At 34.8% G+C, this 20,372-nt stretch carries 17 protein-coding genes; all 17 read right to left on the bottom strand.

Going from position 1 to position 20,372, the window contains the following annotated elements; all coding sequences use genetic code 11:
- A partial coding sequence (locus Q5O30_RS03025) for a DegV family protein (RefSeq protein ID WP_302674547.1) occupies positions 1-854 on the bottom strand: 854 nt, incomplete at its 3' end.
- Positions 855-966: 112 nt separating this feature from the next.
- A complete protein-coding gene (locus Q5O30_RS03020) occupies positions 967-1,323 on the bottom strand; it encodes a P-II family nitrogen regulator (RefSeq protein WP_021952284.1) in 357 nt (118 codons plus the stop codon).
- Positions 1,324-1,363: 40 nt separating this feature from the next.
- Positions 1,364-2,605 (bottom strand): ammonium transporter, encoded by a 1,242-nt coding sequence (locus Q5O30_RS03015; protein WP_021952283.1) that lies wholly within the window; start codon positions 2,603-2,605, stop codon positions 1,364-1,366.
- A gap of 225 nt (positions 2,606-2,830) precedes the next feature.
- Positions 2,831-3,994, bottom strand: a complete 1,164-nt coding sequence (locus Q5O30_RS03010) for an FprA family A-type flavoprotein (RefSeq protein ID WP_021952282.1) — start codon at positions 3,992-3,994, stop codon at positions 2,831-2,833.
- Positions 3,995-4,101: 107 nt separating this feature from the next.
- Positions 4,102-4,671 carry a chromate transporter gene (locus Q5O30_RS03005; RefSeq protein WP_021952281.1) on the bottom strand — a complete coding sequence of 190 codons (570 nt, stop codon included), beginning with the start codon at positions 4,669-4,671 and terminating at the stop codon, positions 4,102-4,104.
- The gene (locus tag Q5O30_RS03000) at positions 4,668-5,219 is read right to left on the bottom strand and encodes a chromate transporter (RefSeq protein WP_021952280.1); all 552 of its coding nucleotides are present in this window, start codon (positions 5,217-5,219) and stop codon (positions 4,668-4,670) included. Before Q5O30_RS03000 ends, Q5O30_RS03005 begins: the two co-directional genes overlap by 4 nt.
- A 137-nt stretch (positions 5,220-5,356) precedes the next feature.
- Positions 5,357-6,484 carry an alanine--glyoxylate aminotransferase family protein gene (locus Q5O30_RS02995; protein WP_021952279.1) on the bottom strand — a complete coding sequence of 376 codons (1,128 nt, stop codon included), beginning with the start codon at positions 6,482-6,484 and terminating at the stop codon, positions 5,357-5,359.
- Between the two features lie 13 nt (positions 6,485-6,497).
- A complete protein-coding gene (locus Q5O30_RS02990) occupies positions 6,498-7,040 on the bottom strand; it encodes an ECF transporter S component (RefSeq protein WP_021952278.1) in 543 nt (180 codons plus the stop codon).
- Positions 7,041-7,137: 97 nt separating this feature from the next.
- A complete protein-coding gene (locus Q5O30_RS02985) occupies positions 7,138-9,588 on the bottom strand; it encodes a hypothetical protein (RefSeq protein WP_021952277.1) in 2,451 nt (816 codons plus the stop codon).
- Positions 9,589-9,727: 139 nt separating this feature from the next.
- Positions 9,728-10,831 carry a UDP-galactopyranose mutase gene (gene glf / locus Q5O30_RS02980; RefSeq protein ID WP_021952276.1) on the bottom strand — a complete coding sequence of 368 codons (1,104 nt, stop codon included), beginning with the start codon at positions 10,829-10,831 and terminating at the stop codon, positions 9,728-9,730.
- Between the two features lie 37 nt (positions 10,832-10,868).
- Positions 10,869-12,164, bottom strand: coding sequence for a glycosyltransferase (locus Q5O30_RS02975; RefSeq protein WP_021952275.1), 1,296 nt, complete (start codon positions 12,162-12,164; stop codon positions 10,869-10,871).
- A 12-nt stretch (positions 12,165-12,176) separates the two neighbouring features.
- Entirely contained in the window at positions 12,177-14,414 is a 2,238-nt protein-coding gene (locus tag Q5O30_RS02970) for a glycosyltransferase (protein WP_021952274.1), read from the bottom strand.
- 39 nt (positions 14,415-14,453) lie between these two features.
- Positions 14,454-15,410, bottom strand: coding sequence for a glycosyltransferase family 2 protein (locus Q5O30_RS02965; protein WP_021952273.1), 957 nt, complete (start codon positions 15,408-15,410; stop codon positions 14,454-14,456).
- A complete protein-coding gene (locus tag Q5O30_RS02960) occupies positions 15,411-16,532 on the bottom strand; it encodes a glycosyltransferase (RefSeq protein WP_021952272.1) in 1,122 nt (373 codons plus the stop codon).
- Between the two features lie 130 nt (positions 16,533-16,662).
- A complete protein-coding gene (locus Q5O30_RS02955) occupies positions 16,663-17,496 on the bottom strand; it encodes a hypothetical protein (protein WP_021952271.1) in 834 nt (277 codons plus the stop codon).
- 84 nt (positions 17,497-17,580) lie between these two features.
- Complete coding sequence (locus Q5O30_RS02950) at positions 17,581-18,423, bottom strand: hypothetical protein (protein WP_021952270.1); 843 nt, start codon at positions 18,421-18,423, stop codon at positions 17,581-17,583.
- 126 nt (positions 18,424-18,549) lie between these two features.
- Positions 18,550-20,372: RHS repeat-associated core domain-containing protein (locus tag Q5O30_RS02945; protein ID WP_302674546.1), on the bottom strand; the 1,823-nt coding region annotated here is incomplete at its 5' end.

The following is a 20,372-nucleotide window of genomic DNA, read 5'->3' as shown; positions in this document are numbered from 1 at the left end:
GCTACTGTTCCGGGACCGGTATGGCTTCCAATAGTAGTTCCAATACTGTTAATTTCCACTTTTCCGTTAAGCTTAGGGAATTTTTCTTCAACAAGGGCTGCTACTGCCTGTGCGTCTTCTAAACATGCAGAATTGGAAATATAGCATTTCTGTGAATAGTCATACCCATCCTCTGCTAATTCTTCCATTCTGGCAACTATTTCTTTTATTACTTTTCTTTTTCCCTTTACTTTGGCTCTCGGAATAAGCTTACCGTTTAAATCAACGTTTAACAGCGGGCATATTCCAAGGATTCCTCCGAAAAATCCTGCCGTTTTTGAAACTCTTCCACCTTTTATGTAGAATGTAAGGTCAGTAGAGAAAAACCAGTGATTTACCCTTCTCTTATTTGCCTCTACCCAATCCTTTAATTCATCAATTGACATCCCCTCATCTCTTAGGTCTGCCACTTTATCCATAAGAAGTCCGAAGCCTGACGATGCTGCTAAGGAGTCTAATACATATATCTTTCTGTCAGGAAATTCCTCCTCTAATGCTGACTTTGCAATCATTGCTGAATTAATTGAGCCTGAAATTCCTGATGAAAGGCAAAGATGCAAAATATCTTTTCCATCTTCTAAAAACTTTCTGAAATATTTTTCATATTCGTCTGCATTAACCTGTGATGTCTTTGTTTCCGCTCCGTCTGCCATAGCCTGATAAAACTTGTCAAAAGGCATTGTTTTGCCTAAATCATCATAGTGGCTTACGCCATCTAATTCGTATTTAAAACAAACATAATTAATGTTTCTCTCTTCAAAATGCTCTGCTGATAAATCTGCAGTTGAGCAACAGCTGATTACATAATCACTCATCATCCTGCTCCTTTCTAATTGGCTTACATAGTTTAGTTTTTACATTTTTGAATTATAACATTATTGTATATTTTAGGCAAGAAGCGAAAAAGGTTAAGTTTTACTTGAAGTCTTATTCCTGCTGCTGAATTGCGGCATATCCTGTCTCACCTGTACGGATTTTGTCAACACTTCTTATCTCATAGCTAAAAATTTTACCATCTCCCACTTCACCGGTATACGCTGCCTTTTTAATTGCAGCTATGGTTTTATCTGCCCATTCCTCAGAAGATACTACAATCTCAAATTTAATTTTTGGCTGCATCTGAATGTCAACCTCCATACCACGGACTATTTCCTTATATCCTCTTTGGATTCCACATCCCATAACCTGAGAAACCGTAAGTCCGTTTACATTAATGTCTGCCAAAGCATTTTTTACGTCTTCAAACTTTTCTTCCCTGACAATTGCTTCTATTTTAATCATCATAATGATTACCTCCATATAGGTTATTTATTATTTTAAAATTCTACTGATCCATTCCGTTAAATGTAGGGTAAGCACTTTCTCCGTGCTGTGTAATATCAAGTCCGATTTGTTCCTCCCTAAGAGTTACTCTTAAAGGTGTGAAGATTCTGACAATGCCTACGCAAATCAGCGTTCCTACAACTGCAATTAAAATTGTTATAGCTATTCCTTCTATCTGGGCTGCAAATAAACGCCAGTCGCCAAAAACCAGGCCATCCCATTTTGCCACACTGTTAATTGAACTTTTTCCAAATATTCCGGTTGCTATTCCGCCCCAGATACCGCCAATTCCGTGACAGCCAAAAGCATCAAGAGCATCATCTATTTTAATTATTTTCTTAACCAGAATTACTCCGTAATAGCATATCGGGCTGACTAAGGCACCTATAATAAATGATGACCAGATTGGAACAAATCCGGCTCCCGGTGTAATTGCCACAAGCCCTAAAACCAAACCTGTAGAAGCGCCAACTAAGGTTGTCTTTTTATCATTTATAACATCAAGAAGCATCCACGCCAACAGTGCTGTTGCTGAAGAAATTGCTGAAGTCATAAAAGCGTGGGCAGCTAATCCGTTTGCCCCTAAGGCACTTCCTGCATTAAATCCGAACCAGCCAAACCATAAAATTGTAGCTCCTAAAACTACAAAAGGTATATTGTGAATACGATATGTTACTCTTTCATATCCTTTTCGTCTTCCTAAAATAATTGCCAAAACAAGAGCGCTGACACCTGAACTTATATGTACAACATCTCCTCCTGCGAAATCCACGGAACCTATTTCTGCCAAAAGTCCGCCTTCGCCCCATACCATATGTGCCAATGGATAGTAAACAACTATTGACCATAAGGCAATAAATATAAACAATGCCTTAAATTTCATTCTTCCTACTAAAGCTCCGGTTATAAGTGCCGGCGTAATCATTGCAAACATCATCTGGAATGCACAAAATACAAGATGAGGAATTGTATCGGCGTAAGGCCCCGCCTCCATGCCTACATTTTCTAGTCCAAACCATCTGAAATCTCCTATAATTCCGCCGTGGTTTCCACCAAATGCTAAAGAATATCCGAATAAAGTCCACATAAAAACTGATAATCCCATTATGGCTACGCATACCATCATAGTGTTTACAACATTTTTTCTTCTAACAAGTCCTCCATAGAAAAAAGCAAGTCCCGGCGTCATAAAAAATACAAATGCCGCACAGATAATCATAAATCCTGTATCCCCTGTGTTCATAAATAATACCTCCGTTAAATATATATTTTTCAGTCTTGGCACCAAAATTCCTATTTGTCAGCCTTTGTTAGGGGGTAGGCTGATAAGATTCTCAATGCAAAAAAGGACACCCGACACATATATCATATGTCGAACGTCCTTGTTCACTTAAAATATTAACATCGAAGCTTAATTATTTCAAGTGAAAGTTTAGAAAATCAATTAAATCTTAGTTGAATCTTAATTTTATAAATTCACAAGTTCTTTTACTACTTTTTTCATCTGCTCTACATTTTCATCATTCATTGCAGATTTAATTGAAACAACCGGTTCTAGAATTTCTATCTGTTTCATGGTTTCAAGAGATGCCTTCATTGCTCTTGCTGCCATTGGTGCCCAGGAGCCATTTTCCATAATAGCCACTGTTCTTTTCTGATAATTTTTCGATTTAAGTATATTTAAAAATGTCTCCATTGGCTGGAAAACTCCACCATCATAAGTTGAGGCAGCCAGTACTATTCTGTCATATCTGAATGCATCCTCTATTGCTTCGTGAATGTCCTCATTGCACAGGTCACATATTGCAACTTTTTCACAACCTTTTTCCTCTAACATTTCTTTTAATTTTTCTGCTGCCTTGGCTGTGTTTCCATGTATAGATGCATAGGCTATGAATACCCCTTTATCTTCCGGCTCATATTTGCTCCAAATATCATATTTTCCAATATAATATTCAAGGTTTTCAGTTAATACAGGTCCATGAAGGGCACATATTTTTTCCACTGAAACGCCTGCTAATTTTTTCAGAAGCATTTGAACCTGTGCACCATATTTACCAACAATATTAAAGAAATATCTTCTTGCCTCGCATGTCCAGTCCTCATCTGCATCCCTGGTGCCAAATTTTCCAAAGGCGTCTGCACTAAAAAGAACCTTTTCAGCACTATCATATGTAACCATAACCTCCGGCCAGTGAACCATAGGTGCCATTACAAAGCTAAGAGTATGTTTTCCCAGTTCCAATGTATCTCCCTCAGCTACAACCACTTTTTTGTCTCCTAAATCCACATGGAAGAACTGATTTATCATCTGAAAAGTTTTTGCATTTCCAACTATTTTCATATTAGGGAATTTATTAACCAATGCCATTATACTGCCTGAATGATCCGGTTCCATATGCTGCACTACAAGATAGTCAACACTTCTTCCCAGCAATGCCTCATCCACTTTGACAAGCCACTCTTCCGTTACATGCTCATCCACAGTATCCATCACTGCCACTTTTTCATCTAAAATAACATATGAATTATATGCCATTCCCTTTTCTAACATATACTGATTTTCAAAAATCTTTATATCATAATCATTAACTCCAACATTTAATATGGTGTCTGTAACTTTTTCTACCATTTGTCCTGCTCCTTCCAAATAACCTATTATATTTTTATCAATTATAGCATTGCACAAAAAGTTGCGTCAACTTTCATAATTAACGAATCTGCATTACCTCTAATGAATTACAGTCCAAAGAAATTCCCTGCTGCAATCCCAATTACCGCTGAAAAGCATATGATTAATATAGGATGTTTTTTCTTAAAAGCCAAAAAGCACATAATAAAAAATACTGCTGCTGAAATATATATTTCCGGAGTTTGCATCACCGCTTTTTTAATGCCGTCAGGGAAAAATACTGTGGTTGCCACAGATACTACCGCAGCTGCTATCAGTCCTATTACTCCCGGCTTTAACCCTGTCATACATCCCTTTACTACTGTGCTTGTTTTAAACTTTTCATAACATTTAGCCACAAATATGATTATTAAAAACGACGGTAATGCCACACCTACAGTGGCACACAAAGCTCCCGGTATTCCTGCTTTTTCCATACCTATATATGTTGAAATATTAATGGCAAAAGGTCCCGGTGTACTTTCGCTTACAGCAATAAAATCAACTAATTCCCGAGACGTAATCCATCCGTTGGTCTGAACCTGCTCCTGAATCATTGGAAGCATGGCATATCCACCCCCAAAGGTGAAAAGTCCGATTTTAAAAAAAGTAATAAAGAGTTTTATTAATAGCGTCATTTAGTCTTCCCCCTTATTACTGAATAATAGATAAGTCCTGCCCCGGCACACATAATTAAAACCGTCAAAACATTAACATTAAGAAAAGCCACTAAAATAAAAGTTGCTGCCATTACAATATATGAAAATGGATTTTTGCCACATTCCCGGTACATACTTACTAATGCCTTACATATAAGTGCCAAAACTCCCGCCCGGATTCCCATAAACCCGTAACGTACCATCTTGAGGTTTTCAAACTTTTTAATTGCCAGGGAAATCACCACTATAATAAAGAAAGCCGGAAGAATTACTCCCACAGTAGCACAAAAGCTACCTAAGACTCCCCCTACTCTGTATCCCACAAAAGTTGCAATATTTACTGCAATAGGCCCCGGTGTGCTTTCTGAAATTGCCACCATTTCCAATAATTCGTCAGAAGTAATCCATTGGTGCTTTTCAACCATTTCCCGCTGTATTAACGGAATCATGGCATATCCGCCACCAAAAGTAAACAAACCTATTTTCAAAAACGATAACAATAATTTTAATATATTTCTATTACCCATGAATTTTTCCTTTAATTTTATTCCATGGCTAGTATACCTCAATTGCTGTCATTTTAAAATAAAATACCGGTTCCGTTTTTCATTGACTATTGCAAATCACCTTCCAAACCAAACCGGTATCATAAAATTATATTAAATTAAATATTTGCTTTAAATATTTCTCCAATGTTGCCCTTTAAATCCACACCAAGTTTAATTAGTGTTTCATTTAATGCATCCATTGTTTCCTTCATGTCATCTAAATTGGCATTTGAGCCCATGTGTCCGATACGGATTACCTGTCCTGCCAGTTCATCAAAGGAACCTGCCAGCATAATGTTGTAATCTTCTCTCATTACTTTTAAAATGTCACCGGCTGTAGTTTCCTTTGGCACATCAAATACTGTAACGGTATTTGAAAAACCTGACTCTAAGTGAAGCTTTAAACCTGCTTCTGTTATGGCTTTTCTGCAGGCATTAGCAATTACCTCATGTCTCTTAAGCATTTCGGTGTCTGCCTTTATGTTGTCAAAGGCTGCCCTAAGTCCATAAATATCACTTATTGGCATGGTATATGGGAACCATTTTGCTTCGTAATATCCCTCAAACACCTTTAAGTTAGCATAAAATGATGCTATAGGTGTTTTTCTGTTATCTATTGCTTTTTTGGCATCATCACTTACCACAACAAATGTAAGTCCCGGAGGTGCGGAAACTGCCTTCTGGGAACCTCCACATAAAATATCAATTTTAAATTCATCTACATTTACAGGCTCTCCAAACATTGCTGAAACTGAATCCACAACTGTCATTATTCCGTATTTCTTTAATAAAGGACAGATTTTTGAAATATCATTTAACATTCCGCTAGGGGTGTCACAATGAACCACCGTTGCGTACTTATAATCATGATGATTTTCAAGGTATCCCTCTAACTGTGCCACGTCAATAGTGTTTTTGTAATCTACTGTGTAAAGCTCCGGCTTTCCACCATACATGGACACAAAATCTGCAAATCCTTTTCCGTAAATGCCATTGTCTAGAACTAAAACCTTATCTCCCGGCTCAGTCATGGAGGCACAAGCTGCCTCTAATCCTAAAATACCTTCACCGTCTAATATAAGGGTCTCGTTTTTTGTTCCTAAAAGACTGCTTATAAGTTCACAGGTTTCTTTATAAAATTCAACAAAACCTTCATCTAAATCCGGATTTGTACACTCAAGGCTTCTTGCCATTCTGACATTTTCCTTTACCTGTGTAGGCCCCGGTGTCATTATTTTGTACATTTATTCTCCAATCCTACTGAGGCATTAATGAATTTTTAGCTTTCTTTAATGGCTCAATAACTATCATAACTATTACTGCTGCAACAAATACCTGAATAATGTTTCCGGGTATTGATGTAAACGGTGCAACCCAGTTCCCATAAATAATTACTTCTGCAAAATAATATCCTACTATTTTAATTATCAATGCCATAAGCATTGCAAATACGCTCCAGCCGAAGCCTTTTTTCTTTTCTGAAATAAGACCTACTACAAATCCCATTAATCCAACAATTACTAATGTAAAAGGTGCCCATATAGCCCAAGGGGATAATAAATCAAACAATCCCATTCCAATACCTCCGGCTAATGCTCCTACTTTTTTACCAAATAAAATTGCGAAAAGGAAAAGCGGCACGTTTCCAAGGTGAATAAGACCACCATTTATTGCAATAGGCAATGTAATGTTTACAAAAGCCGTAAACACATAAGTTAATGCTATGGCGATTGCTGCTATAACAATGCGAATAATCTGCTCTCTTCCAAACGTTTTTTCTGTTACACTGTTTGTTTTCATTGTGAATACTCCTCTCATATGTACTTGTGGGGTTTATTATATTCACATTCTGGTATTTTCTGTATAGTCAATTTTCGTCATATTTATAATACCAGTTTTATTTTGTAACAGTTGCGCTCCAATCGTAATCTATTATTTCATAATCTTTTTTTACTTTTTTTAGAATATTCTCATATAAGTAATTATGGGCATTATAGTTGTTCATTTGCTTACCCTGATACAGTTTATCTGCTATATCATATACATTGTACTGATAAACATTTGTGTATGCATATGTCCCATCCTTAAGTTTTGCATATGCCCGAACACAATAGTTTGTAGTAAATTCTTCTACCATATCTGTTGCAAATAGCACTGTCATTGCGTAGCTTCGTGATTTGCTAAATGCATTAGAAAATCTTCCTACTTCTTCTGTACCTTTTGAGACATAAACCTTGTTGCTGTCTGTTTTTGCAAACATATCAGAAGCAATATTTTCTTTTTCTCCTAATCCATATATTAAACCTACCTCTGATACCTCCTGTCCCTCTACGGTGTCATTTAATGAATATACCGTTCTCATTCCTCCAAGAGTTGTACTTATCTGATAGCCGTTAATTTCCATATCATCTGATATAACAATTTTATCTGATAAATTCTTTTGAATTTCTTCCACAGTTGTAGTTGACATAACATTCCATGATGCATCTAGTGCCTTGAACCATACTTTTGCGCCTTCTGATATGCTTCCAAGACTATCCTTACTTATGTTAATTTCCATTTCATTTTCAGTTTTAGTAACTTTGATACCGGCACCTGAAACTTCACTCCATCCCCAATCACTGTCATTTGAAGCATGGTAATATAGTACTCCATTTTCCACCATGTATTCAAAACCTGCATTTTCCTTCTTATATCCTGTGTTAATATTATTATCGGCATCTATGTATAATTGTGAATATGTGCATCCACTACTGTTTTCTATGTGGCAGCTTATATTTTCATCATTTTCCGTCGCTGAAATGGACAGTACGGCTGTTGTAGTTTCCTCTGGTCTGTTTACAGTTGTGGTTTCCTGATTATTTGTAGTTGTTTCCTGTGGCTTTACAGTAGTTTCTTCCGGCAATTTAGATGTGGATGTTTCCTTTTCACTGCCTTTTTCGGTAACGCGTATATCTCCAAGATTAAGCCACCCGTCTGCTCCCTGATTTTTGTTGGCAAATCCTAAAATATTGCCATTTTCCACGGGATTTATAACCTTAATTCCTATAGAATAGTCACCTGCTTCTAAGTCCGGATTATTTATAACATCCTCAAAAGAATAATCCTTTCCATCTGCTGCAATATCGCACAAATCCCATGTAGTGCGCCATGTTTTTACAACACTATCTCCCTTTTTAATTCCAATTTCCACCGGCCACAATTCATGATTATAATAAAATGGTGCCACACCAATATTTTTTATATCAACCTTAAGATATAAAGGCGACGTTGTAGTTATATTGTCATAATAAGCCTTAGAAACCCTTAAGTCATATCCCATTTTCACAGATGCCTTTCTGGCATTTTCTAATGTAACTCCACTATACTTTCTTATTGCTGCACAAATCATCCATGATGCATGGGTTTCTTCAATACATTTGTCAAAGTCCTGAAATCCCCCTTTTTCCGGTGTGACTCCTGAAAATATTACATTTTGACTTGGAGGGTACACCTCTCCTCCAATGCAATTGGTCATCCACTTATTCTGATCTTTTCCATTTTTTACTTTCTGCCAAAAACTCCATGACTGACCGCCATTTGCCTTTGACAATGTAGCGTATCCAAAGGAATCATCATGATATCCTACATCATATTTGCTAAAATCAATTCCATCTTTTGGCTCCCTTACAACTAACTGCGTTTTATTAAAGCTGTTATCAAATGCATCTAAAACTTCCTTGTAGACAGTAGTTGATATACTCCAGTTGGCCTTAGTGGAATCTGAGCCATTAAACGGCCAATTATGCCATTCCCCCCAAAATCCTAAAAGTCCAAGAGTTATAAATCCCAGTCTTCCGTCACCATCGTACTTTTTACCAAAATCTTCAATAAAATTTTTCATAGACTGTCTAAATGTTTTATTTTCGTAATCAGGACAATATCCTGCTCCTCCTAAATCTCCCGGCTCATTGTAATATCTCATATTAAGACCACCATCTATTAAAAACTGTGGTACACCGGTTTCTTCCCCCGGATAATCGTAATAAAATCTTACAATTGCCTGATGTCCTCTTGATGCTGTTTCCTGTAATTTCTTTTCAAATTTGCTCCAGTCAAACTCATTCATTCCTGTCTGTACATCCTTTACAGGCATATAAAACCATTCCAAACTATGTGGAATTGCCACATTACTCTCACTAAAAGGGAACATCCCCTTTAATGGATTTCCTTCATAGGAATCCCCTGCCTCAATAATGTGTGCTGTGTGTTCCTCTGCCACAACCGGCAAATTAATCCTGCCAATACAGGAAAAACTCATAACTACGGCTAAAATGCCGCTGGTAACTTTTAATAATCTTCCTTTCATAATTTTTACCCTTTCTTTCTTTTTTATTTATTTTAAATTAGGAATTATCCCAATTATAAAACCTGTAATATAAAAAATTACAGGTTACATCTATAACCTGCAATTTTCTACGTAGTTAGTTTAGTATTATTTATTCAATCTATGCTAACTCTTCCTTAGCACATTCTAATGCAGCTTCAATTACCTTATCCATGTCATAATACTTGTAATTTCCAAGTCTTCCGCCGAAAATAACATTTTCTTCCTTATCAGCTAATTCCTTGTACTGAGCAAAAAGGTTTCCGTTCTTTTCATCGTTAATAGGATAGTAAGGCTCAATGCCCGGCTTCCATTCTGAAGAATACTCTCTTGAAATAACAGTCTTTGGCTGTTTTCCGTATTCAAAATGCTTATGTTCAATAATTCTTGTGTAAGGAACTTCTCTTTCAGTGTAGTTTACAACTGCATTTCCCTGATAGTTTTCCTCATCAAGAACTTCAGTCTCAAATCTTACTGTTCTGTACTCAAGATGGCCTAACTTAAATCCAAAGTATTCATCAATCATACCTGTATATACAACTTTGTCTGCAATATCAGCATTATCCTTAATAAACTCGAAGTAATCTGTGTTAAGCATTACTTCGCTACCCTCTAACATCTTTTCAACGATAGGTGTGTATCCACCCATAGGGATTCCCTGGAATCTGTCATTGAAATAGTTGTTATCAAAGGTAAATCTAAGTGGAAGACGCTTAATAATAAATGAAGGAAGTTCTGTACAGTCTCTTCCCCACTGCTTCTCTGTGTAACCTTTAATAAGCTTCTGGTAAATGTCCTTACCAACTAATGAAAGTGCCTGTTCCTCTAAGTTTTTAGGCTCTGTAATATTTAAGTCAGCCTTCTGCTCCTCAATAATAGCCTGAGCTTCCTTAGGTGTCTTAATATTCCACATTTTGCTAAACGTGTTCATGTTGAAAGGAAGGTTATATAACTCATCCTTGTATACGGCAACAGGTGAATTAATGTAATTATTAAATTCAGCGAACTGGTTTACATAATTCCATGTATTCTTGTTGCTGGTGTGGAAGATATGTGCTCCGTATTTGTGAACATTTATACCTTCAATTTTTTCGCAGTAAATATTTCCTGCAATATGGTCTCTCTTGTCAATTACGAGACACTTTTTTCCTGCCTTTGTTGCTTCATTGGCAAAAACTGCTCCAAACAGTCCTGCTCCTACTATAAGATAATCGTATTTACTCATGTAGTCCTCCTAATTTTTTAAATAATTTATATTGTCATTAATTATTTTTTACAATATCTAAAAGTTGTTTTGCCCGGGCTTCAAAAGAATATTCCTTCTTTATCATATCCCACATTGATAATGTATTTTTCTTTATTTCATGATAATTATCCTCAAGTTTTAAAATACATTGTCTGAATTCCTCTTCATTTCTGTAATAAAGAATGTTGTCGCCAAAGATTTTATACAAATCTTCGCAATAATCCGTTATAACAGGAAGTCCACAGGCTACTGAATCAAAAATCCTGTTATTAATAAACTGATATTTTAACATATCATCCCAGTGATCATTAATGGTGGCGTAAGACGTTCTGTATAAGTCAGGAAGTCTGTCGTTTGGAACATTTATCCCAACCACATTCGGGCAATCCTTTCCTAAAAACGGCTCCCAGCCGCCTCCCCATATTTCTATAGGAAGTCTCATATCCACTGACCACATTACACATTCCCTTGGAACTCCTCTGGAGTTTCCCACAAAAATGTAATTATGCTTTTTGTCTGATGCCTCAGGATAAAATAAATCCGTGTCTGTACACTGTTCCAAAGAATAAACAGGCACACTTAATTCTTCCTTAAGCTTGTCTGCATAATATCTTGAACCAATGCACACTGCATCGTATAATTCATATTCATCCTTACTTATATTATCCGGATGACTAATGTTCCACATAATGTACCTGCATTTTGCATTTCTTCTGTCAGGATGATATTTCTTCAAGCCTCTGAGAACTATAACACAATCTGCCATTAATTCGCAAGACCAATCTTCGTACAAATCCACCACCGGATATATTCCTAATTTTTCAAGATTTTTAGCTAATGAATTGGCGAAATAAAAATCCCCCCAGCCTGCCTTTGCATTGCTATCCGGTGCAGGACATTTTATAATCCAGATTTTTCTGTCTCCTGCCATGCGTTTTATTTCTTCAGGTTTAACCTTCCAGTAATCACGGCGTACAAGTTCAGCATAATAATTCTTCCAAATCTTGTCAACAGATTTTGTCAAATTTTGCTCCGCATTTTTTACCAGTTTAGTGATTTTTGTTTCCGCTTCCCTATTTAAATCTGTCACTTCATTTATAACATCTTCACGGATTGTTTCACTTTGTGCCAATTTTTCCTTAATTAGCTTCTGCTGTGAAATTACCCTTTCAACAAGTTTCCGGTTTTCTTCCTGAGCAGCGAGATTTTCCTTAAGCAATGCCATTATTTCTCGCTTATCTGCACCACTTATATTGCGATATACTTTTGTAACAAAAGATATTTTCTTTATTTTATCCCGAAAAACTCCCATATATAAGCCTCGCTAATTTCTTTTAAACAATTTCTTTATATTCCGCGGAAGAAAGGTAATTGCTTTTCCCATTTTGAAAGTTGCAGAATTTTTAATGTAAGATATCTGCATTTCACTGTTTTTCCGGAAGCTTTCTTTTACGGCATTTATTTCCTTCTCTTTTTTCTTGCCTTGCATGTAATTTCTAAACCTTGAAACTCTGTAGTCTTCTTCCATGTTTCTGGCACGTTTTGACAGCTCACGGTTTGAATTTCTAAGTTCTGACAAAATTCCAACACAGCTGTAGAAATTAATGCCTTCCTCTTCATTAAGGGAATAAATATACTGCCTTAATTCCTCTTCATCAGAGTCCTTTATATAGTCCGCAGCCACCTTTAATATTCTTTCCATCTGAACTAAAAGAGAGTCATAATAGTTTTTGTTTTGCTTAACATTTTCCTTAAAGGCAAACTTCTCAAGTTCCATAATAATATAGTACAAGTGCAGGGAATGTTTGAAGTTCTGGGTTCCTGTCATTATGGAATCTTCCCTTACCCTTCTAATGTAAAATCTTGCATTTGCATATCTTACCCTTTTAGAAAAATACAGACACTGTATGGTAAAAAGATTATCCTCGTGAATAATTCCCTCTTTAAATACCAGATTGTTTTGCCTTAAAAACTCAGTTCTATTTATCTGAAGACATGCAGAAGGCTTAAACTCTGCATTATCCACCCATTTTCCAAATATTTCAGGTCCTGTGAAAATTCCTGAATAATCATATTTTCTTATATACTGATCGTCCCTGATTGTTGTACCATCACAATTTTCCAGTTCCTTAGTAGTAAAGAACATCTGATCTAAATTGTCTTTTCTACATTCATAATAAAGATACTCTAACGTCTGTTTATCCAAGGTGTCGTCACTATCTAAAAACAGGATATATTCTCCTGTTGCAGCCTTAATCCCTGCATTTCTGGCAGAAGATAACCCGCCGTTTTCTTTATTTATAAGCTTAATTCGTGAATCTCTTTCCTGATATTTCTTTACTATTTCCACTGAATTATCAGGTGTACCGTCGTTGACACATATAATTTCTATTTCTTTTAGCGTCTGATTAATAACGGAATCTAAACATTCACCAATATATTGTTCCACATTGTATACCGGTATAATTACAGATACCTTGTATTTAAAGTTACTTTCAGTAATTTCAGGTCTTGTCCACTCCTCCAAATTCACATAAGGCGCCAGCTTAACTTGGGCTAAAGCCTCCTGTTGCAGGATTTCCCACAAATCCTCTGCTTTTCTTTCAACAATTCTTGCCATCATGGAGAATTGATTTTTAACATAAAAATACGACTTTGAGTGTTCAAGGATTCCTAAAGTATAAAAAATATTGTATTTTAACTTGTTATATACTCTTACATATGCCTGTTTTGTACCACATTTGTTTAAATTAAAAAGACATGTATTAAGAGCCCTGTTTATATATGTTTTTTCAAATATTTCCCATAAATCTCTTTTTTCCAGTTCATTTTTCAGATGGTTTAAAGCGGTAAAAAACTCCAAAGTTCCACCCTTATTGGTTCCCTGAAGACTGCTTTCCAAATCTACCCTGTAGTTTACAAGCTTGTCACTTACAACGGTAATTCTTTCAGCAACTGCCATTGCCAGATATGAAAAATATAAATCATTAGCCCTTTTTAGGGTGTCAAAGGTGATTCCTTCCTGATTAATAAAGGATTTTTTAAATAATTTATTCCATGGTGCAGGAATAGTCATCTGAAAAAGACTGTCCCTTATTTCTTCATCTCTAGGTGAAAAAGGAACATTTTCCGGCAGAAGGTCTTCTCTTAAATAATGATTGGACTCTCTATATTCTTTATCCCTTTCGCTATATGCAATAACGCTACAAATACAGATATCTGCCTTATGGGAAACCGCCTTGTTGTACATTTTTTCAAGCATTTCAGGTTTGAAAAAGTCATCTGCATCTAAAAAGATAAGATACTCACCTGATGCGTGATTCATTCCATTGTTTCTTGCAACTCCTGCATATAAATTTCCCTGATTTAAAATAACTATTCTTTCATCTTTTTTGGCATACTCTTCTAAAATACTTTGAGTATCATCTGTGGAACCATCATTAACACATATAATTTCTATCTCTTTTAATGTTTGATTTGTTAAACTGTCAAGACATTCCCTTACATGTTCTCTGGCATTATACATAGGTATAATAACAGAAACCTTTATATTTTCCTTCATTTGTTACTTAAAATCCTCCTGCATTCAGGTATAATTCATTTATTCTGAAATTAATTTCATATATTGATTATATTCTTTTTTGTTATAGAAATATGATTCCTGCTTGCCTGTAATTCCAAACTCCGTAAACCATTCATTTTTTAATTTATTAAGCATATCATCATATACTGTTTTGGAAACTGTATTAAGATTCCACAAACTAAAGTGAAGTGCGTAATTTATATAATCCTGCTCCACTTCTTTGTATATGCCATGTTCCACAAGTCCCTGTTTCAGTTTTTTAAGAGCCTCATGGAAACACTGCCATGATTTTTCTCTTGTATTAGACAGGGAAACTGCATTGTTTCTCCGCTGATGAACCAAAACTTTGTCCTTTGGTACAACAGTAATTCTGTTGGAAAGCACCGTTGCCATAAACACAAAAAACATATCATTACTGGTTCTCTGCTCCTGAAATTTTAAGGCATATCTGTCCACAAATTCCTTTAGGAACAGCTTGTCCCATGCCCAGCCTACAAAAACCTTAAAAACATTGTCTGTCATTTGTCTGTGCTTAAAAGGTGTGTATGGAGGTATCTTTGCATATCTTAAAGTCCAGTCAGCCTTTTTGTACTCTTGCGTTTCCTCGTAATACTGGTCAGAATTAAATACCACCATATCTGCCTTATCTTCTACAGCCTTATTATATGCCACTTCCAGCATATCTTTTTCAAAAATATCATCTGCATCTAAAAATGAAAGATACTCACCTTTAGCATATGAAATTCCTTTATTTCTGGCAGCTCCGGCACCTGCATTTTCCTGTGTAATAACCGTAACATTGTCTAAATTCTCATATTCCTTTAAAGCTTCCAATGTTCCATCAACGGAGCCGTCGTCAACACATATAATCTCTATTTCTTTTAAAGTCTGACTAATAAGAGACTCCATGCATTTTTTTATATATTTTTCTCCATTATATACCGGCAGAATAACCGAAACCTTAATATTATCCATTTATTTACCTCTTTTAATGAGTTCCTTAACGTGGCAAGGCAAATACATTAATGCCTTTCCTACCTTATAAGTAGTAGAATTTTTTATGTCATCTAATTCTCTTCTCATATCCTCATCAGGATTTGCATTTGCCCTGATTTGTGGTTCAATAACAAACTCATGATAGAACTTCTTTGGTGATGCCATAAGAAGCTGTAACTGTTTCCAAAGTTTTTCGTCAAAAACTTCTTCTTTCAGTTCGCCTTTAACCTGCGCCCGCTTAAATTCCTCACTTATTCTTCCAATGTACTCTTCTTTAAACTCATCACTAATTCTTCTAATTGTGGCAAAATAGTTGTGAAGTTTCTTTACGCTGTACATATATTTGAATCTTTCCCATATTTCCTCATCCTTCATAAGAATGTCTCTGATATGGTCATACTCAACATTCATGCAATAAACCTTTTCAGGATTTTTAACTGATGAATTAGGGTTATCTCTCCTGTTTCTATAGTAAGGCGTATCTATAATCATAGCACGCTTTCCGTATACAAAAGTCTGGAACCAGAATCCATTGTCCTGGAAGGACGCTCCCGGAGTTTCATTATGTCTGATACCGTATTTTTCAATAAAGTCTCTTTTATAAATTCCACTCCACGTATTCATAATGTAAAGAAGTGCCTCCGGAGTTTCACTTGGATTAAATAACTTATTATAATCCTCCGGATTCTTTGAAAGGTGATTATACACCAGATACATATTTCCTGTTTCACCCCTCTGGAAACGGTAGAAATCCGCCTTTACAAAGTCAAGGTCATTGTCCTTTGCCACCTTGTATAAATCTTCATACATAGTGATTGCCACGTAATCATCCGGCTCTAATATTCCTATATACTCTCCTGTAGCCATATCAAGGCCGATATTCATTCCTATTCCATATCCGCCGTTTTCTTTATCTACTATTTTAATTCTGTCATCTTTTGCTGCATATTCCTGAAGAATTTTTAATGAACCATCTGTAGAACCATCGTTAATACAAATGATTTCTATATCCTTTAATGTCTGTCTTGTAATGCTCTCCATGCATTCTACTAAATATGGTTCAACATTATATGTTGGTATTATCACTGATACTTTAGGCATTTAACTATCCTCTTTCTGTTTTTTTCTTTTTGTTGCTCATTCTTACGATTATATCATAGCCCACCATTCCTTACAATAGGCATAAAATCGGGGAATTTCTCTTGTGAAATTCCCCTGAGGTTATCATTTATTAGTTATAAATATCAATCTTGCTATTCTCATCTAACTGTTTTAATACTATTTTGTATCTTTTTCGTATCTTCAGTTTTTTATTCACAAGCTTTCCGGATTTGACTTTCAAAATTATTTTTCCGTTTTTCATAATAAGCATTTTTCCGTACATTCCATATGATACTGTATCCCCACGCATTACAAACCTTACACTGTAATTTTGACGAATTTTCGGATCGTGATTTACTACTTTTTTAATGTATTCCAACAGGTATGGATGTCCAACACCTGTAGTATCATAATTATTTTTAACTGTAAGAAAGCACATATTATGATCTCCATACAAATAAAAGTTTTTTATTCCTTTTCGCCCCATATATTGGTTATTGTTTTTCAGGTATTTATGCATAACCTTATATGCATCAGACCAGTTATCAGCATTAGTCAACCCATAATCTAATGTTTTCTTGGCAAAGTCACTGAATACGGTTTTTCCATCTACTTTTTTTACTGTCCTTACTTTTACCCTGCATAATTTTCTTTTATCAAATTTAAAGGAATATTTATTTTTTTTAATTGTCTTAATCTGTTTGTATTTACCCCTTTTCTTCACGTAAACCTGATATCTGGTATTTTCCTGCCAGTTTTTTATAGTAACCGTAACCTTCTTATTTTTTCTCTTTAAGGTAATAACCGGCTTGACAGGTTCTACATTTTCTGCATAAGTGTCAGTGTTTTCCGGCTGACTTGTGTTCTGGTTGTTTTCTACCGCATAAATTGGCTGCACATTGTCCAACAATGTTGAGATTGTGAGCAATAATACTAGTATTGTCTTTAATATTCCTTTTTTCATAAAACTAATCCTCCTATTCAACTCACTTGTACCGTAATGCCCTCCCTACATCACCATATGAATTTGCTCTCTCTTGCCAGCTAATTAATAGAATAGCTTGCTGTTTTCATCTAACTCCTTCAATACTATTCTATATCTTTTTCGTATCTTCAGTTTTTTATTTATAAGCTTTCCGGATTTAATCTTTAAAATCATTTTCCCATTTTTCATGATAAGCATTTTTCCGTACAAGGCAAATACTTCATAATCGCATCTCATCTCGAATTTTACATTATAGCTTCGATGAACCTTCGTGTTATGATTTACTGTTTTTCTTATGTACTCTAGCCGATACAGATTACCATTACCTATACCAGGTTCATCATAATCCCTCACCTTAATAAAACATTCCCCTTTAAGTTCCAATAAATAAAAACATCTTATTCCTTTTCGCCCCATATATTGGTTATTGTTTTTCAGGTATTTATGCATAACCTTATATGCATCAGACCAGTTATCAGCATTAGTCAACCCATAATCTAATGTTTTCTTGGCAAAGTCACTAAATACGGTTTTGCCATTTACTTTTTTCGCTGCCCTTACTTTTACCCTGCATAATTTTCTTTTATCAAATTTAAAGGAATATTTATTTTTTTTAATTGTCTTAATCTGTTTGTATTTACCCCTTTTCTTCACGTAAACCTGATATCTGGTATTTTCCTGCCAGTTTTTTATAGTAACCGTAACCTTCTTATTTTTTCTCTTTAAGGTAATAACCGGCTTGACGGGTTCTACATTTTCTACATAAGTGTCAGTATTTTCCGGCTGACTTGTAGCTAAATTACTTTCTTCTGCATTAATTAACTCAACACTATTTGTTAAAATTGCAATCGTAAGTAATAAAGCCAATACTACCTTTAAATTTTTTTTAAATATTTCCTTTTTCATCTAACTAATCCTCCTTAATAAAACTAAGTGCCTTATGTTATAATTACATTCCTATGTCACCATATGAATTTGTTCTTTATTTTTAGCCAAATCATATGGTGACATATATACAAAATTCAACCAATTTTACTTTATTATGTACATAGAGCCAACATTTGCATCTGATTTCTGTAAATACTCAGACAAAACCTTATACTTCTTTGGTTTATTCGTCTCATTAAATGCATTATATACATAAACCTCGTTTTTCTTTTTTATTACATAAACCAGATGTGCCCATTTTCCATCATTACCCACGATATTCATAATGAATCTAGCCGCCTTACTTTTGTACTGTGCTTTATAATTATCATAACTATATGATAAATATTTTACGTTATAATAGTTTAACATTTCATTTATTTTTGCACTTTTTGTTCCTCCACCATCTGCGTTCATTTCATTAATTTCCATTATTGAAATTATATCAGGTAAAGATTCCCATTGATTTATATCCTTAAACATATTATACATAGCAATAGGTCCGCATCCATTCTTTCCCACTGTTCTTTTTCCTTCAACATTTCCATACCACATTTTATTCCACGGACTTAAACCTTGACCATTTATAAATTTTTTATAAGTATAGTTTCCACTGTATCCTTTCTTCTTTCTGTAATTCTTTAATAAATTCATGTTGCGTGTATGGTTCTTTTTTGAATACTTGTAAAGTTTCTTTAATTCTTTTTTTTGTTTTTTTGTTATATTATTACTCTTTAAATATTTCTTTAATGCCTTTAAATTATAAAACCAATCTCCATTCTTATCTGCATAACTTATCGGATTATTGTCACAATACACATATAAATTATACGAGAACACTGATTCCGAATATCCAAAATTGTCCGCTGTGTCAGGATTAATAAACCTTTTTGTAGTTGGAGAGTAATACCTGTTCTTTAAATAATACATATCACTTTCATCATCTTGATAATATCCTCTATATTTAAAATGATTAAGTTTATATGCTAACTGATTTCCTCCGGAAATTGTCATATAAACAATATTTCCCCATGCATCATATGTATATTTAGCAATACTCTTTCCATCTGAGTTTATTAGTCCAATTATATCACCCTGCATACTTTTTTCAAAATAAACAGTATCCATTATTGGATTATTGTTCTCATCGTTATATCCATACATAAACCCAATACATTCATCCGCTTCATCATACATATAATAAAGTTCATAAACTTTTCCTGTATTCTTATCCTTTGTTTTTTCATATACTAATTTAGTATCATCCCACTCATACTCTGAACGAACTTTATCGTTTTCCTTTAAAATTCTGTTATCAGCATCATCATACTGGTACTTTGTTATATTACCTTTTGAATCTGTAAATGTACTTAACAATCGCCCTCTTGTCCATGAAAATTTTTGTCCGCCGACATATGTAAGTGGATTTCCCGCATTATCATACTTTATTTCACTATTTCCATATTGTACCATTCTATCTGTCCACACATTACTATATGTATATGTCGTCTGGTTTGGAGAAGCTAATCTTTTTCCGTTTATATCAATGTAATACGATTTGTATGCATTGATATTTCCATTTTTTGTATAATAATATTCATATTCTACATAACCCGGACGGTTCACCTCCCTTATTAGTCTACCATGACCATCATATTCATATTCAATTTTAATAACACCATTCTGCTCTATTCTTATCAAATTACCTGCTTTATTGTAAACATAAGTATAACTAGTTTTGTTACTATTATATTCTACATTATAGGTAATACTGTTTGTCCCTTTATTGGTTTCATATGAAATGATATTTTTATCTAATTTTTTTGAATAAATAGTTGCCAATTCACTATCCTCTTCATAATTAGAATCCTTCTCCAGTTTGTCCCCATTTGAGTAGTTCTTAATTGTTTTAAGACTTAAATCCTCCG

This window comes from Eubacterium sp. CAG:161, from assembly GCF_000432355.1.
Classification (GTDB): Bacteria; Bacillota; Clostridia; order Lachnospirales; family Lachnospiraceae; genus Eubacterium_G; species Eubacterium_G segne.
Note: the sequence above shows the minus strand (reverse complement) of the source record. Positions and strands in the feature narration are given on the sequence as shown.